The sequence below is a fragment of the Pseudoalteromonas sp. SG43-5 genome (genome assembly GCF_014164345.1).
In the GTDB taxonomy this organism is placed as follows: Bacteria; Pseudomonadota; Gammaproteobacteria; order Enterobacterales; family Alteromonadaceae; genus Pseudoalteromonas; species Pseudoalteromonas distincta.
Genome location: NZ_JACJFA010000006.1, coordinates 26,606 through 43,151 on the forward strand (window position 1 = coordinate 26,606; position 16,546 = coordinate 43,151).

Sequence of the window (16,546 nt, forward strand, 5' to 3'; positions counted from 1 at the left end):
AAGTGGCGTCCCCAAGGGGATTCGAACCCCTGTTACCGCCGTGAAAGGGCGGTGTCCTAGGCCTCTAGACGATGGGGACACATAAATGTGTCACTAGGACAACTGAATTTTTAGACTCGTTTCAGACGAGCTTTCTTAATAACACTACACTTCCCTATTAAAAATAAGTAAGTGGCGTCCCCAAGGGGATTCGAACCCCTGTTACCGCCGTGAAAGGGCGGTGTCCTAGGCCTCTAGACGATGGGGACACATAAATGTGTCACTAGGACAGTTGATAAGTTTAACTCACATCATGAGCTTTAAGGTAATTGCGTTTAATACAAGTAAAGACTCGAGCTTTAATTGTGACGCTATTTTCTCGGTAAAACCGCCTTTAACTAATAAAAGTTAAGTGGCGTCCCCAAGGGGATTCGAACCCCTGTTACCGCCGTGAAAGGGCGGTGTCCTAGGCCTCTAGACGATGGGGACACAGAAAACTGCTACCCTAGGACAAAACACTAATTTTTGGTGGAGCCATGCGGGATCGAACCGCAGACCTCTTCACTGCCAGCGAAGCGCTCTCCCAGCTGAGCTATGGCCCCAACTTAATCAATACCCACCGTGATAAACACATCGTGTATCGCTTAGTGCGGGGCGCATTCTATGCACCACCCAAAATAAAGTCAACAGTTTTTTACCTAGCTTTATTTAAATGGTTTAATTTTCAACAAACTGGCTATCAAGCGTGCTAAAAAATACAATTTGAATAAGATTCAAGCCCTACTGCTTATAATAACATCACTATATTGCAGCGAATACTCAATAGCCCCCACTCCCCCATTTAATGAAACAAAATTGCATCAAAGCAAAGGTATACATTTATATGCAAATTAAACTTATCTATAAACTACCAATTAAGGCCCCGCCAATCGCCTTAATCTTTTAAAAGTTACAATTGCTTATAATAACCAAAACTTAAATGTGGGTTTGAGAGTACCCGCAGCCTTTACTTGCTTAATAACCAGCGTAACTCGTACTAAAAAATTCGATTATTGTTTGAAGAGCATTTTTAAAAGAGCACTGTTGCTTCGTAATTCTATGTATAAAACTTCAAGGCGCGCTGATCTTTGGTGGGTGAAGCGGAAGCTTTGCTCGGCTTTTACTTGGCCCACTAGGTTACAAACCTCGCGCCGCGATTTAATCGTCCCTAGATTGAACAAATTTGAATCCACAAAGGTCAACACGCCCTAGTTATATGTGATCTATTTAGTCTTAACCCGAAGCTAGTAGCGAGGAATACGTATTTACGAGATGGCTAGGTTGGCTTAATAAAAATAAAGTAAGTACAAAAATAGAGTTTAGAATGCTGAAATAGCATTTATTTTGGGAAGTTTAGATTAAATTCATTTTTAAAGGACCGCTCTATTCACTAAATAACTCGCCCTAATATTAATCGATCTTGCTCATAATCATAAAAACGACTCCAGTAAAAAAACAATGAGTATCGTAAAACTAAATTTAAGGTTAATAAAATACAATTCCCTACTCACTTTTAGGTGCTTAATTGAACTGCAATATCAAATTTGATGATAAAATAGACTTCAACCATATCCTATTGTTTATAAAACCTTCATTCAGCACATTTTTATCATTCAAGTGTTGACACATTTCCAACTCTATCTATAATAGCGCCCCACAACAACGCAGCAATGCAATGTTGTTTAGATGTGGGTGATTAGCTCAGTTGGGAGAGCATCGCCCTTACAAGGCGAGGGTCACTGGTTCAAGTCCAGTATCACCCACCACTTTTTAGTTAAAGTGTTCACATCTAAATTCTATATGGGTCATAAGCTCAGTTAGAAAATAGAGAGCATTACCGCTACTAACAAGTAACGGCAAAGTTCACTGGTTAAAGTACAGTACTATTTATTTAATAGTAGCGTTTTAAATTATATGTGGGTGATTAGCTCAGTTGGGAGAGCATCGCCCTTACAAGGCGAGGGTCACTGGTTCAAGTCCAGTATCACCCACCACATATAAAACCTATTATTATATTAATAGTCGTGTTTTAAAATTGTAATATGGGTCGTTAGCTCAGTTGGGAGAGCATCGCCCTTACAAGGCGAGGGTCACTGGTTCAAGTCCAGTACGACCCACCATTTTTTAAATGGTGCATATTACAAAAAAATCTAAATGGGTCGTTAGCTCAGTTAGAAAAAAGAGAGCATCACCGCTATTTACAAGTAACGGCGAGGTTCACTGGTTAAAGTCCAGTACTATTTATTTTAATAGTAGCGTTTTAATTTATATGTGGGTGATTAGCTCAGTTGGGAGAGCATCGCCCTTACAAGGCGAGGGTCACTGGTTCAAGTCCAGTATCACCCACCACATATAAACCTATTATTATATCAATAGTCGCGTTTTAAAATTTAGTATGGGTCGTTAGCTCAGTTGGGAGAGCATCGCCCTTACAAGGCGAGGGTCACTGGTTCAAGTCCAGTACGACCCACCATTCCTAGAATGGTGCATATTAAAATGTAATTTGGGTGATTAGCTCAGTTGGGAGAGCATCGCCCTTACAAGGCGAGGGTCACTGGTTCAAGTCCAGTATCACCCACCAAATAACATCAAGCGGTTAATTGATAATAAAGAATTAAATGACAGGCATACCTATTATATGTGGGTGATTAGCTCAGTTGGGAGAGCATCGCCCTTACAAGGCGAGGGTCACTGGTTCAAGTCCAGTATCACCCACCACATATAAATACCATTAAACAACTTCTCTAGTAATAACTTTTTCCCATATTAAATACGTTTACCTCCTCTTTTTACCTTAAATACATTTCATATTTTTATTAAAATCTAAATTACCATATCAAAGCACTCATCAAATATAACGTTTCCATTTTACTTATTTAGTTTTTAATTATGCTATTCGGCTCAGTACTTTCGAAGTTAGATAAACGTATTAGACAAAGTTAAGTACCTAATAAATACAGCTATCATTTAAATTCCCTTGTAAGGAGTTAAACTGTTGATTATAGTCTGTGTTAAATACAATTACGCTTAAGCCAATGCCAACTAAGATCTATTCAAAAGCCAAAATACTTATAGTAGAGGAGCAGCCACTTGCTCAAAGCTATATGAAACAATCGTTAGAAAGGCTTGGCTTTCGGCAGTTGCGCTTTGCTGATCATGCAAACTCTGCAAAAGAGCAGTGTTTAAGTGAAGAATTTGATCTAATAGTTTGCTCATTCAACTTAAACAAACACCAAGATGGCTACCAGCTTTATGAAGAGCTACGTGTAAAGCAGCTCATAAAAAGTTCGACTGGCTTTATTTTTATCTCAGCAGAAACAAGTGGCTCACTCGTTCATAGTGTTCTTGAGCTGCAGCCAGATGACTTTTTAGTTAAGCCTTTTACAGTACAAGAGCTTAAAACACGCATTGAACGAATCTTAAAGCGTAAACACGACTTACAAACAGTGTATTCATTAATTGATGATGGTAACGATTCAAAAGCTATTAAATTTATTGATACCGCTCTGGATAAAAAAAATAATAATTACAGTCCTATCCTACTTCGCTTAAAAGGCGATGCCCTACTTCGCTTAAAGCGTGCTCAAGATGCAAAAGACTTTTTTAAGTCTGTTCTCGATATTCAAAAATTTGCTTGGGCAAAAGTAGGTTTAGTAGAGGCACTTATAGCGAATAACGAACATATTTTGGCGCAGCGAATGCTCAAGACAATGTTAGAGCGCCAAGAAACTCGTTTAGTAGCCCTTGATTTGTTGGGCAGATTAGAAATAAAGCTAAATCAGTTTGAACTAGCACAAAGCTTTTTAAGTCAAGCAGCAGACATTGCACCGCGAAACATCACACGCCAAAAATCATTAAGTAATGTGTCGCTAATTAATCACGACTACGAAAAAAGCTATTTAACTCAAAAAGATATAGCCACCTTTGCAAAGCACTCAATACACGACCACCCCGATGTTTATTTGAATGCAGCACGTGCTGGTATCGACTTTGCGTTAACGACTGATCAAACTGATCAAATTCAACGAATTTCTAGACAAACAAATCAGTACATTAATGATTTAAAAAAACAGTTTCCTAATAATGCAAATCAAGCTCAAATTGATGTACTTAATGCACGACTTCATTACTTAAAAGACGAGCATCAAAAAGCGAAAAAGCTAATTGAGCAGCTTGATGACGACGATACTCATATCCGATCGGTTGATGGAGCACTTGATAAAGCAAAAGCATTTCATGAACTGGGGTTTCATCAGAAGGCGCAAACCTTATTCACACAAATAATTAGCCACTGTGAAAGACACCCTGCAGTTAGCGACACAACTTACTTGCGTTATATTCAGCAGCAACAAAGTGAGCGACGCGATATTAAAATGGGTCCAAAAGAGCTTAATAACCATGCCGTTAATCAATTTAATAAAGGGCAGTTAAATACTGCGCTGGAAGCTTTTACACAAGCGTTTAGAGTCATGCCTCGCAATCAGAGTATTGCACTTAATTTATTACAGTGCCTATTTGATTCAACCAAGCAATCTGGCAGCTCATTTAATATGGATCTTGCTAGAAGATGCTACGCCCTTCTTGATAAAACTAAATTACAAGCAGATCAGACGCAGCGTTTAGATAAGATTTTACATATAGCAAAAGAAATGAATTTAGATATTCAAAGCGCTAGTAAATAAAATATTAGAGCTTTTTCATTGCTGCGGCATTAACGCAATAACGTAAACCTGTTGGTAATGGGCCATCTGGAAAAATATGGCCTAAGTGCGAATCGCACACATTACAAACCACCTCTATGCGCTCCATACCATGACTTGTATCGTTTACATAACCAATCGCTTCAATTGTCGCAGGTTGCGTAAATGACGGCCAACCAGTGCCACTATCAAACTTTTCATCGGCATCAAACAATAGGTTATCACAGCAAATACACACATACTTGCCAGGTTCGAGTAATGTACAACTACCCGAGCTATCTGGGCGCTCTGTTCCTTTCTTACGTGTTACGTAATATTCATCTTCTGATAGTTGCATCCGCCACTGCTCGTCAGTTTTGACTACTTTTTTACTTGGGGTAGGATTGCCGTTGGTGGCAAAGTTAATAACATCATTCCACTTCAACATAATAGCCTCATTGAATAGTTGATTAACCGTACTTAATAAATTTATAAGAAGTACGGTCAATTATTACGTTATTTAATACACTAGAGATCAGCTAAAGAGTGTTGACCGTTTAAAACTAAAACTCGTTCAATTTTAAAGGTAATCTCCTCAGCTAAAGGTAATATTTTGTTTTTCTGAGTCGGTAAGTATTCGTTTAATAAAACTATCTAGCTCTGCTTTTTTTACAGGTAAACTAACACTCATTTGGCGCTCGTTATTACTGTAAATAATTAGCTCATCATCCTTTGTTGTTATGCGTTCAATACTCTCAATAACTAACCAATTTGGACCATGCTTTTTATCAAAAAATCCCATCAAACTAAAAAGTAGTAAATGTTGGGCATCTCGCTGAATAAAATCCTCTAGCCTATTTCTTGATTTAAATAAGGGCGTTAGCCTATAAACGCTTGAGCAAAAAACAAATACCCACAACCCAAATAGCGCTTTAAACCACATAGACTCTAAAAGCTCAGTGCTAATCATTAAAATAACAAGCACTAAGCCTATTAACGATATAGCTATCGCTATTTTTTTATTTACAGCGTCCACAACTAATCCCTTTTAAGTCGCTTTTTTTCTTCTGATGCTTTTTCTGTCGGCTCAGGCCAATCATTAAAAAAAACGGTTAAATAACGGCTTTTCACCAAATACCACAATACCCATAAAACAATCATCATTTGTACTGCTAAAAATGATGAAAATCGATAATGGCTATGCGCTGCCTGAATACTTAACCATGTTAAATCAACAACAGCACATAAAATAAGAGGCCAGCGCATATGCCGCCATATTTTTGCTAACTTATCGCTCGCACTGTGTGAATCTCGTGGTCTGCGTAAACAAAATAAAATAGTCGGTATTATTGCAATACTTCCAATTGCTATTGCGATAAAAAAATCATTTTTATTTTTAAAAAATAACGACATTAAATCCAGTTCAGGCCTGCGGCTTAAAGCCGCAATCACCCAAATAAAATAGCCACGTAAAAGCACCAGCAAACTTAAATGAAATGCTATAGGTGTACGGTAACTTCCGTACTTATCCCAGTATTCTGGCCCATATCGGCTCATTGTCGCTTTCCTAGCCATTATGCTTTTTAAGCAGCTCAATTAATTCATCTTCCGTGAGTATGTCGATACCTAAATCTTGCGCTTTAGTTAGTTTTGAACCTGCTTTTTCACCTGCGACTAACGCATCAGTTTTCGCTGATACGCTACCAGATACTTTAGCACCTAATTGCTGCAAGCGAGCTTTAGCATCATTGCGGTTAAGTGTATTAAGCGTGCCGGTAAGTACATATGTAAGTCCTGCGAGTGGTTGCTCTTGCTCAGAAGGCGCACTCAACGCTGGCCAGTTTACGCCTTGCTCTATAAGCGCATTAACAACTGCTAAATTATGCTCTTCATCAAAAAAGCCACGAACATGCGTTGCAACTATTTCGCCTACATCACTTACCTGCGTTAAACTATCAATGCTGGCATTTATTATATTTTCAAGGGTAAGGAAGTGATTAGCTAAATTTTGTGCTGTTGCCTCACCTGCTTCGCGAATACCTAATGAATATAAAAACTTAGCAAGCGTAGTGCCTTTCGCCTCTTCAAGGGCTGTTACTAAATTTTTCGCTGACTTAGGTCCCATTCGTTCAAGTGACTCAAAATGTCCTTGTTTTAAAACAAACAAATCAGCGGGTGTTTTTATAAGCTCTCTGTCTACCAGCTGATCAACAATTTTATCGCCAAGGCCGTCTATATCCAGCGCTTTGCGTGACGCAAAGTGTTTAATTGCTTGTTTGCGTTGTGCAGGACATACAAGCCCACCCGTACAACGAGCGACAGCTTCGCCTTCAACCTTTTCAACATGAGAGTCACAAATAGGACAAGTTACTGGAAATTCGATATCGCTGGCATCATCAGGGCGGCGCTCAAGTACAACTTGCGTTATTTGTGGGATTACATCTCCTGCGCGGCGAATAATAACTGTATCGCCTACTTTTACGCCTAAACGTGCAACTTCATCACTGTTATGAAGCGTTGCATTTGATACGGTAACGCCACCCACAAAAACAGGCTTCAAACGTGCAACAGGTGTAATGGCGCCAGTACGACCGACTTGAAAATCAACATCAAGTAGTTGGGTTATTTCCTCTTGCGCCGGAAACTTATACGCAATAGCCCAACGAGGAGCACGTGCCACAAAGCCTAAACGCTCTTGTAAGGCCTTTTGGTTTATTTTTATTACTACGCCATCAATTTCATATTTAAGCTCACCACGGCGCGTTAAAATATCGCTGTAGTAATCGAGCGCGGCTTTTGGACCTTCAACTAATTTTGTTTCTGGGCACAAAGGTAGCCCCCAATCAGTCAGCTTTTCTAATTGCTGATAGTGATCCTCAGGAATGCTGCCATCAGCAACAAGCCCGGTGCTGTACGCATAAAACATGAGTGGGCGTTTAGCGGTAATTTTAGAGTCGAGTTGACGCAAACTCCCCGCGGCTGCATTACGCGGGTTAACAAATACTTTTTCACCGCGTTTTTGCGCTTCAGTATTTAATTTATCAAAGCCAGCGCTGTCCATAAATACTTCGCCGCGCACTTCAAGCTCTTTTGGGTAATCACCACGTAACTTAAGCGGTACATTACGAATGGTTTTAACATTTTGAGTAATGTTTTCACCGGTAAAGCCATCACCCCGCGTAGCCGCTTGTACAAGCACACCATCACGATAAATAATTGATACGGCTAATCCATCAAGTTTTGGCTCACAACAAAAAGTAAGCTCATCAGTACTCATTAAGCGCTCTTTTATACGACGATTAAACGCAGTGAATTCTTCTTCACTAAACGCGTTATCAAGCGATAACATGGGTACTTGGTGCGCTACTTGCTCAAATTTACTCAGTGCGGCACCGCCTACTTTTTGTGTCGGAGAGTCGGCGGTTAAAAATTCAGGGTGCTGCATCTCTAGTGCGCTTAATTCGCGTAATAACCTATCGTATTCAGAATCAGGAATACTGGGGGTGTCGAGCACATAATAGTTATAGTTGTGTTGCTCTAATGTAGTACGAAGATGATTAATTTGCTCACTAATGCTGCTAGACATTTAAACCTCAATAAACATAAAAAAAGCCACTTTGACGATTCACCGTCCAGTGGCTTATAAAAATATAATGTATGCGTTATTTACGCTGAAAAAGAACGAACCTGTTCAACATATTGCCTGATGCGCTCTACTGTCATTTCATTTCGCTCAGCATCTAAAATTTGTGCACCAAATTCATCCGCTAACTTTTTAGCTGCGCTGTGCAACATATTAAATGCCGCTAGACCATCGCCGTCGCACGGTAACGTCATAAATAAGCTTACCCCAGCGGTACTAAATTGTTCCATATTATCAATATCAAACGTACCTGGGTTATACATATTTACTAATCTAAATAAAACAGGGCCTTGGCCAGCCGGATCTAAGTGGCGATTAAAAAAACCTTCCTCTGAATATTTAAAACCTAAAGTATTAACTGCTGGTAATAATTTACTGCCCTGCATACTAAGCTCTTCTGGCATTTGAATATGCACAATAACAAAGTCAGACATTTGAGCAGGCGCTTCTTCAGCACTTTGATCTTTTGTTTCAAGATCATCAACTATCTCTAGGTCGTCTTCAATCGGTGTTTCTGGCACGCTTGTATCAATTTGCGGCTCATTTGCATCAAAGTTAAGCTCGCCAAATTGTGGCTCATCACGTTCGTCTTGCATTGGCTCTTTTGGCTCAGCCTCAGTACGAAACGGTTTAGATGAAGCTGGTGCGCTTTGTTGTAATGGCTCAACCCGTTCATTATCCGATACTTCTGGGCGGTCTTTTTTTCTAACTGACCACAATCCATGTATTAATAAACCACCAATGACAATTACACTGATAACGATTAAAACCCATCTTAATTGTTCGGCCATCCCCTCACCTTTTATTATTTGATATGCCTAAAACCTGTATATTAATGAAAAACTAATACACTTGTTATAAAAATTTATGCGTGTGCAAGTTGCACAGCTTGCTCTATATCTACAGCAACCATACGCGATACGCCAGGTTCTGCCATAGTAACACCTGTTAATCTACCTGCCATTTCCATCGCAATTTTATTATGACTAATATAAATAAACTGCACTGATTGTGACATTTCTTCAACCAAACGGCAAAAACGCACAACGTTGGCATCATCTAGTGGTGCATCTACTTCGTCCAGCATACAGAAAGGAGCTGGATTGAGCCTGAATATAGAAAACACTAATGATAATGCGGTCAGCGCTTTTTCTCCACCACTTAACAAATGAATTGTTGAATTTTTCTTACCCGGTGGTCGTGCCATTATACTAACACCACTTTCGAGTAAATCGTCACTGGTTAATTCTAAATACGCGCTCCCACCACCAAAAACTTTAGGAAATAGCTCAGCAAAGTCTTCGTTAACTTGATCGAACGTCGCTTTAAAGCGTGTTTTGGTCTCACTATCAATTTTACGAATTGCACCTTCAAGGGTACTTAACGCTTTTGTTAAATCATCTAATTGATTATCAAGATAATCACTACGTGCCTTGGCTAAATCAAACTCTTCTATTGCCGCTAAGTTTACTGCACCTAATTTATCTAACTGATTAGTAAATCCGGTTAACTGATTTTGTGCTGCACTGAAATTTAATGAATCTGGTAATTCATCAAGTATTGCTTTTAAGCTTTGTTTCAACTCTTCTAATGGCTCAAGCGCAACTTGCGCTTTTATTACTAAGCTTTGCTCTTCAATTGTTAGCTTTTGATGCTGCTCTTGCAAGCCAACCAGCTCCCCTTGTGAATTTTTAAGGCTTATTTGCTTAGTATTTAAACTTGCTTTGGCCTGAGCTAATTCTTTTTGTAGCAATACTAATGCCTGCTCACCTTTTTGATGCTGTGCTAAGAGCTGCGTAATTTTATCGCTAAGTTCTTGCTCTGGTATCAGCAGCTCTTCTATTTCACTAAGTAGTTCTTGCGCACCTTCTGATGCACTAACGTGCTCTTGCTCTGCATGGCTCAATTTGGTTTGGCTTAACTGCCATTCACTGCGTGCCTTTTGCTCTGAGAGCGTTGCCTTATGTGCTTGTGTTTTATATTGCTCAAGCATGCTTAATGCTTCGCTATAACTTTTATCACTTTGTGAGCGCAAGCTATTTGCAGCGTCTACTCCATCCGCTAAGTTGAGTTGCTGCTCATTTAACACTTCAAATTGCGCTACTTGCTCATCAAGCACGGTATTTAATTGTAAAAGCGCAGTAGTTAATTGCTGTTTTTGTTGCTGTAGCTTTTCTAGTTGTAACTTAAAGTGCGCTACTTGCTGTTTGAGCATATCGCTGCGCGTACTGGCTACTGCTATATTTTGCGCAAGCTCATGTATGGCTTCTTTTAGCTCGCTTTGTTCGTTAATTAATTTTATTTGCTCAGCTGTATGTTCGTCACGAGTGTGTGTTACTTGTTGTAACTCGTCCTCGGCATTGATTAACTGCTGCGCTTTATCTTGCAATTGCTTATGCTTTAAAAGTAATGAGTTTTCTGCATTACATTCGGCACTTACATGCCAGTTACGACCATATAAAGCACCGTTTTTATCCATAATGGCTGTATAAAAACTATCTTTTAGTATTTCTAAATCACCGCTTTCACTATAAGCAATACGTGCTAAATGCTCTGGATAAACACCGCTTGTTATATATGTAGCTAAGCTATTTGTTGGCATGCTTTTATCACTATTTGGCCACACACTGTTATCAGCTTGCTGCTCACTTACATTTAAATGCTCTAAAGATTTAAGTGCTTGCTCTATTAGAAGCTCAAAGCCTTCTTTAACACTTAGCTGATTAAACAAACCATTAGTACGTTCACTTTTCTCATCAAGCCCTAATGTACTTTTAAGCCCCGTTATACTGGCTTTTAACTCGTTTATTGTTTGAGTGAGTGTCGAATATTGTTTTTGTGAGTTATTAACAAGCTCATTTTGCACTTCAAGCTTAGCAGTGCACTTCGTATGTGCTGTTTGTTTAGCGGCAAGTTCTTGAGTTAAGGTTTGTGTTTGCTGTGTTTGCTGTATTAACTGCTGCTCTACATCACTACTTTGTAGCTCACTAAGCTGAACAGTTAACTGATCAATTTGCTCGTTAACGTGGCTTATTTGCTGCTGAGTTTGTTTAATGTGACTACTATGTAGTTGCACGTTATTATTAAGCTGTTGCTGTTGCTCACACAAAGCTTGCCAATGAGTATGATGGCGCTGCTTAAGTGCTAATAATTCCTCAAGTTCATGCGTTAACCCACTAACTTGCTCTTCACATATTAAGGCATTTTCACTTGCCTCTTGCAGGGCTTCGTTGAGCTGCTCGCACACAATTTGCTGCTGCGATTTTACCTCAGCACTTTGAATTTGGCGTTGCTGTAATTTAATTAAACTTTGTTTAAGCGTTTGGGTTTGCTGCTTTACATTGATTTGTTGTTGCTCAGCGCGAGTAAGCTCGGTGTGTATTACATGTTGCTGATGCTGTGCATCGCTTAGTTTATCTTGCTGGGCTTGTACTTGCCCCTCTAGGCTTGCAAGTACATCGTCATGCCCTGAGTTAGCTGTTTTAAAAAAAGAAATTTGATCATTAAGTTTTTTAATTTGGGCACTTTTTTCAAGTTGCTGCTGATGTAACTTTTGCCATTTTAAAACGGCAATTTGGCCTTTTAGCGTACGTTCTTGTGCTTTTAATTCGCGGTATTTTTTTGCATCAACCGACTGCACAGCCAATTTATCGAGCTGACTTTGCAGCTCTTTACGCACATCTAACAAACGTTCAAGATTTTCGCGAGTGCTCTTTATACGAGTTTGAGTTTCGCGGCGGCGCTCTTTGTATTTAGAAACGCCAGCGGCTTCTTCTAAAAATACGCGCAGCTCTTGTGGTTTACTTTCTATTAAGCGCGAGATCATCCCTTGCTCAATAATTGCGTAACTACGTGGACCAAGACCGGTGCCTAAAAATATATCGGTAATATCACGCTTACGGCATTTACTGCCATTTAAAAAATACAGTGACTGTCCGTCGCGCGTTACTAAACGCTTAATAGCAATTTGGTTTCGATCGGCAAATGTGTTTGAAGGACTTCCTTTATCGTTATCAAAAACAAGCTCTACAGAGGCTTGTGATATGGCTTTTCGATTAGTTGAGCCATTAAAAATAACGTCGGTCATGGCGTCGCCACGCAGGTTTTTAGCAGAGCTTTCACCTAGCACCCATCGTACTGCATCAATAACGTTAGATTTGCCACAGCCATTGGGGCCAACAACACACGTCATTTGATCAGGAAATGGAATTTTAGTGGGCTCTACAAACGATTTAAAGCCCGCTAATTTAATAGTGCTTAAGCGCATCTTATTGTTATTACCGATTATTATTGTTATTGATTACAAACAATTTAACTCATTAACAGTTAAATTGTTAAGCTTGTCGTTTAAAATTATCTAAAATAATACCGGTCGCCATTGCAACATTAAGCGATTCTGCACCACCAAAAGCGGGGATGGTGATTTTATTAGTTACTAACTTTGCACATGTCTCGCGTATTCCATGCGACTCACTGCCCATTAGTAAAACGCCTGAGCCCGTAAATTGGGTTTTATGCACGCTTTGCCCATCTAAAAAAGCACCGTAAACAGGTAAATTTAAAGACTGTAGGTAATCAGGTAAATCTACTTGGCTTACCGATACCCTTACAAATGAGCCCATCGTGGCGCTAATTGTTTTTGGGTTGTAAGCGTCTGCGCTGTCGGTGCTAGTTACTATATGTTTAATACCGTACCAGTCTGCCACTCTTATTATTGTGCCTAAATTACCAGGGTCTGATACGCCATCAAGTGCGAGTATTAAGCCACTTGCTTGTGGTAAAGCTGCCTTTGGCATATCAACAATAGCAATGGCTGCATTATTGCTAACTAGCGTGCTGGCTTTGGTGAGGACTTCTTCATCAGCTTCAATAAAATTAGCGTGCTGATACTTACCTTGGTACGCATTTATAAATTCGTTTGTAGCAAAAATATTAACCACATTTAATGGGCTGTTTAATAACTCAAGTACGTTTTTCTCACCCTGTACAAGGTATTGATTATATTGCTTTCGGTACTTTTTTTGGCCAAGTTGGCGAATAAGTTTGAGTTGGTTTTTTGAAATCATAACAGCCCCATAAAATTATCCAGCAAGTATAACAGATTTCGTTATAACATCTGAACTCGAAAAGCAGCGAATGGGGCTAATTTATCTTACTCGCACTTCTTTCAAAGGTCAGATTAATGCGAATAAACATGCCTTTTATTGCCTCTAATTGATTTGAATCGTCCACCGTCTGAGCCAATTCCCCATAAAGATTATCTGACGCTTGCTTAAACTTATTATTAAATTTGCCCTTGGTTGCCAACATAAATGCATCGGCTAATGTACGCTGCCACTCATTTAAATACTTTAGCTTTGTATTACCAGCCAAATTTTCACAAATTGAGTTTAATCGAACCGACGCATGCCCTAAATTTAGAGCGGTTAGTGCAAGATCAGTAATTACGCGTGAGTGTGAACCTTGATCGTAATTAGTTAGGCGAATTAACCTATCGGCCATGCGGCGGTTATACCAAATACTTGGGGTTGGATGGTTATTTATTTCGAGTAAATCTTTATAAGTGGCCTTAAAAACACGATGAACAAGTAATTGTACACTCGGGCCTGTGAATAACTGAAAAATCCAAAATAAAATACTCACCCCCGCAAAAATTGCCATTGCAGAGCTAAGTGTGTAATCGATTGAAAACGCAAGGCTCATATCGGTACTGGGTCTTACCAAAATCGTAAATGGGATACAAAACCCCAAGCCATATGGCAATGTTTGTTGATCAGCTAGCAGCAGTAAACCCAGAAAATAAGGCCCTGCTAATACAAGTAGCAATATTTCTAATTGCCCACCACTTTGTGATAATAAATTGAGTGCGTAAAAAATAGTTACAATAGCAGCAACCACCACGCCTACCAATAAACGCTTTATTACCACCTGTAAAATAGCTAACGGTATTCTCGCCAACATTATCGAAAATATGACCGGTAAAATCATAATTAATAATGCAGCAGAAGAGCCTGTATTAATCCAAATAAATGCGCCGATAGAAAACACCAAAGCAGTTCTAAATCCAACAATTATGCCAGCTAATGGGTCGCGATATGTAAGCATACTGGGTGCATTTAATAATGTTTTATCACGCTCTTCTAACGCTCTGTATGCGCGTAGTAAAATTGTTAAGTCGGCTGCTACTTCTAAGCTCACATTGAGCATGTGAGATTCAAATGGCGAATCACACACCGTATTTGCTCTATAGTCGGTTAGCTCTTTACGCAGCGTTTTAACTTGTTCAGCGCAGTAATCAAAATCGTCAGACTCTTTAATTTGCGCAAATACGTGCTTAAGTTTACTTATTAATTTATCTAAAGTAGGTGTAATAAGGTCTTCGTGGTTTCGCTGTAGGCGGCCAATTATTTGAATTAAGGCCAATAAAGAAAGTACTTTTTGCGACAACTGATTTGCAGCACGCGAGCGCCCTGGACCTTTTGGTCCTTCGTACCTTACTGCGCTGGAATCTTCGTTTATCGATCCCAATGTTGCCATAATGCCATCTATTTGCTGGTGACGGTTTTCGTGCGAGCCCTTAGAATCAAGCTCAATAACTAAATAATGTAACGTTTGATTTATAACCGACCGCGCTTGTGTTTGCAGTAAATGTTTAACCTTTACAGGCCAAAATAGATGACTCACAAGCCCAGCACATACAGAGCCTATTATTATTTCGCTTACTCGCGCTTGTGCAATATCAAATATACTCTGGCTGCTCACCATTGCCGGAGTAACCATGACTAAAAGTACAATAATAGCGGCTGTTACACCTGCCATAGCAAACGCATAAACAAAGTTTGCTTGGCGTACCATTGCCGATAACGCAGAGTTTACCCCCAACCATAATGCCAGTGCACCGAGCGCTAAATAAGGGTAAAGAATTAGCTGAGTTAAAAGCAATATGCCAAATAAACCACCCACTATGGTGCCTATTATTTGGCAAATTGCTTTTTCAATAACTAATCCGCTTTGCGGGCGTAATTGCAAAAATATAGCCGAGACTAACGCCCAATAAGGCCTTTCAAGATTAAGCGACATAGCAATAGTCAGCGCCATCACCATGGCTATAACACCCTTAGTCGCAAAAATAATTGCCTGTTTTTTAGGAAAAAACAAATTTTGGAATACTACGCCCACTGTATTCCCCTTAGCGCGTAGCGAGATGTATAGTGGCGGTCATTCCTGCGCTAAGCTGTGTATTTTCGGGCAATGAATCTAACTTAATATCAACAGGAATACGTTGCGATAAACGTACCCAATTAAATGTTTGTTGCACTTGCGGTAAAAGTTGTCCGTTACTTTGTGTATTCGTATTTGCAATGGCTTTACCTACACTCACTACATGCCCTGTTAATTGCTTACCACCACTTAAAAGGGCTATTTTAGCTTTTTGATCAGGATAAATAAGCGGTATTTTACTCTCTTCAAAGTAACCCGTTACATAAAATGAATCTGACTGAACAATAGCAAAGACAGGCGTGCCTTGAGCTACATAGTTGCCTTGGCGTAAATTCAAATTAATTATTTGCCCTGATGCAGGCGCAACAATTTTAGTTCTATCAACATTTAACTGCGCAATTGTTTGCTCTGTCTTGGCTAGGTTATAATTTGCCTCAGCAATTTTAGTATTGATACGTGTTGATTCTAAAGTTTCTTCACTTATTGCCTGTTGAGTGTTTAGCTCAACACGTCTTTCGTATTTATGTTTAGCAAGTTCCCATGTATACAATGCGTTTTCTGTGTTTGCTTTACTTTTATCAAGCGCTGCTTGATAACGCTTTTTATCAACATTAAAAAGTACTTCGCCTTTTTGTACGTTTTGACCATCTTTAATATTTAAAGCAGTTACCCAACCCGACACGTCTGGAGCAACCGTGACAATATCGGCTCGAATACGCCCATCACGCGTCCAAGGAGTATGCATGTAGTCAGTCCATACCCAACGCCCAGCAAAAACCGCAGCTATAACAACCAAGATAGTAAAAGTAATACGCAGATATTTAATCATTCAATTTATCTTCCACTTAGTAATACCAACCCGCAATAATACTTGAGTAATTTGAGGGCTTAAACCTGACGCTAACTGTGTTAAAAATTTCTGATATAGAACAACTAAATAACGAAATTTTTGCCTTGTTATCGACACGGTTTTCTTGCCTCAAAA

The 16,546-nt window shown here is 39.4% G+C and carries 10 protein-coding genes and 11 tRNA genes; 8 read left to right on the top strand and 13 right to left on the bottom strand.

Going from position 1 to position 16,546, the window contains the following annotated elements:
* Positions 1 to 3: 3 nt before the first annotated feature.
* From H5161_RS08195 to H5161_RS08210, 4 genes are all read right to left on the bottom strand, one after another.
* Positions 4 to 79, bottom strand: a tRNA-Glu gene (locus tag H5161_RS08195).
* A 93-nt stretch (positions 80 to 172) separates the two neighbouring features.
* Positions 173 to 248 (bottom strand) — tRNA-Glu (locus H5161_RS08200).
* 144 nt (positions 249 to 392) lie between these two features.
* Positions 393 to 468: transfer RNA gene (locus H5161_RS08205), tRNA-Glu, on the bottom strand.
* Between the two features lie 37 nt (positions 469 to 505).
* Positions 506 to 581: transfer RNA gene (locus H5161_RS08210), tRNA-Ala, on the bottom strand.
* 1,127 nt (positions 582 to 1,708) lie between these two features.
* Here H5161_RS08210 and H5161_RS08215 point away from each other — a divergent pair.
* From H5161_RS08215 to H5161_RS08250, 8 genes are all read left to right on the top strand, one after another.
* Positions 1,709 to 1,784 (top strand) — tRNA-Val (locus H5161_RS08215).
* A 152-nt stretch (positions 1,785 to 1,936) separates the two neighbouring features.
* Positions 1,937 to 2,012 (top strand) — tRNA-Val (locus tag H5161_RS08220).
* Positions 2,013 to 2,062: 50 nt separating this feature from the next.
* A tRNA-Val gene (locus H5161_RS08225) sits at positions 2,063 to 2,138 on the top strand.
* A 153-nt stretch (positions 2,139 to 2,291) separates the two neighbouring features.
* A tRNA-Val gene (locus tag H5161_RS08230) sits at positions 2,292 to 2,367 on the top strand.
* A 48-nt stretch (positions 2,368 to 2,415) separates the two neighbouring features.
* A tRNA-Val gene (locus H5161_RS08235) sits at positions 2,416 to 2,491 on the top strand.
* A 32-nt stretch (positions 2,492 to 2,523) separates the two neighbouring features.
* Positions 2,524 to 2,599: transfer RNA gene (locus tag H5161_RS08240), tRNA-Val, on the top strand.
* A gap of 61 nt (positions 2,600 to 2,660) precedes the next feature.
* Positions 2,661 to 2,736: transfer RNA gene (locus tag H5161_RS08245), tRNA-Val, on the top strand.
* A gap of 317 nt (positions 2,737 to 3,053) precedes the next feature.
* On the top strand, positions 3,054 to 4,700 hold the full coding sequence (locus tag H5161_RS08250) for a tetratricopeptide repeat-containing response regulator (RefSeq protein ID WP_033020645.1): 1,647 nt from the start codon (positions 3,054 to 3,056) through the stop codon (positions 4,698 to 4,700).
* Between the two features lie 4 nt (positions 4,701 to 4,704).
* Here the strand turns inward: H5161_RS08250 and msrB are convergent, their stop codons facing one another.
* The 9 genes from msrB to H5161_RS08295 form a co-directional block, all read right to left on the bottom strand.
* Positions 4,705 to 5,145 (bottom strand): peptide-methionine (R)-S-oxide reductase MsrB, encoded by a 441-nt coding sequence (msrB, locus tag H5161_RS08255; RefSeq protein WP_002958586.1) that lies wholly within the window; start codon positions 5,143 to 5,145, stop codon positions 4,705 to 4,707.
* A 147-nt stretch (positions 5,146 to 5,292) separates the two neighbouring features.
* The gene (locus H5161_RS08260) at positions 5,293 to 5,733 is read right to left on the bottom strand and encodes a hypothetical protein (RefSeq protein WP_024605440.1); all 441 of its coding nucleotides are present in this window, start codon (positions 5,731 to 5,733) and stop codon (positions 5,293 to 5,295) included.
* 2 nt (positions 5,734 to 5,735) lie between these two features.
* Positions 5,736 to 6,254 carry a DUF2919 domain-containing protein gene (locus tag H5161_RS08265; RefSeq protein ID WP_182712209.1) on the bottom strand — a complete coding sequence of 173 codons (519 nt, stop codon included), beginning with the start codon at positions 6,252 to 6,254 and terminating at the stop codon, positions 5,736 to 5,738.
* 10 nt (positions 6,255 to 6,264) lie between these two features.
* Entirely contained in the window at positions 6,265 to 8,283 is a 2,019-nt protein-coding gene (gene ligA, locus H5161_RS08270; RefSeq protein WP_182769080.1) for an NAD-dependent DNA ligase LigA, read from the bottom strand.
* Between the two features lie 80 nt (positions 8,284 to 8,363).
* A complete protein-coding gene (zipA, locus tag H5161_RS08275; protein WP_024596342.1) occupies positions 8,364 to 9,131 on the bottom strand; it encodes a cell division protein ZipA in 768 nt (255 codons plus the stop codon).
* Between the two features lie 74 nt (positions 9,132 to 9,205).
* Positions 9,206 to 12,607: a chromosome segregation SMC family protein gene (locus tag H5161_RS08280; protein WP_182769081.1), complete on the bottom strand. Its 3,402-nt coding sequence runs from the start codon at positions 12,605 to 12,607 to the stop codon at positions 9,206 to 9,208.
* A 67-nt stretch (positions 12,608 to 12,674) separates the two neighbouring features.
* Complete coding sequence (locus H5161_RS08285; RefSeq protein ID WP_182724598.1) at positions 12,675 to 13,406, bottom strand: RNA methyltransferase; 732 nt, start codon at positions 13,404 to 13,406, stop codon at positions 12,675 to 12,677.
* 76 nt (positions 13,407 to 13,482) lie between these two features.
* On the bottom strand, positions 13,483 to 15,519 hold the full coding sequence (locus H5161_RS08290; protein WP_182692630.1) for an FUSC family protein: 2,037 nt from the start codon (positions 15,517 to 15,519) through the stop codon (positions 13,483 to 13,485).
* A gap of 10 nt (positions 15,520 to 15,529) precedes the next feature.
* Positions 15,530 to 16,390, bottom strand: coding sequence for an HlyD family secretion protein (locus tag H5161_RS08295; RefSeq protein ID WP_138489375.1), 861 nt, complete (start codon positions 16,388 to 16,390; stop codon positions 15,530 to 15,532).
* Between the last annotated feature and the right edge of the window lie 156 nt (positions 16,391 to 16,546).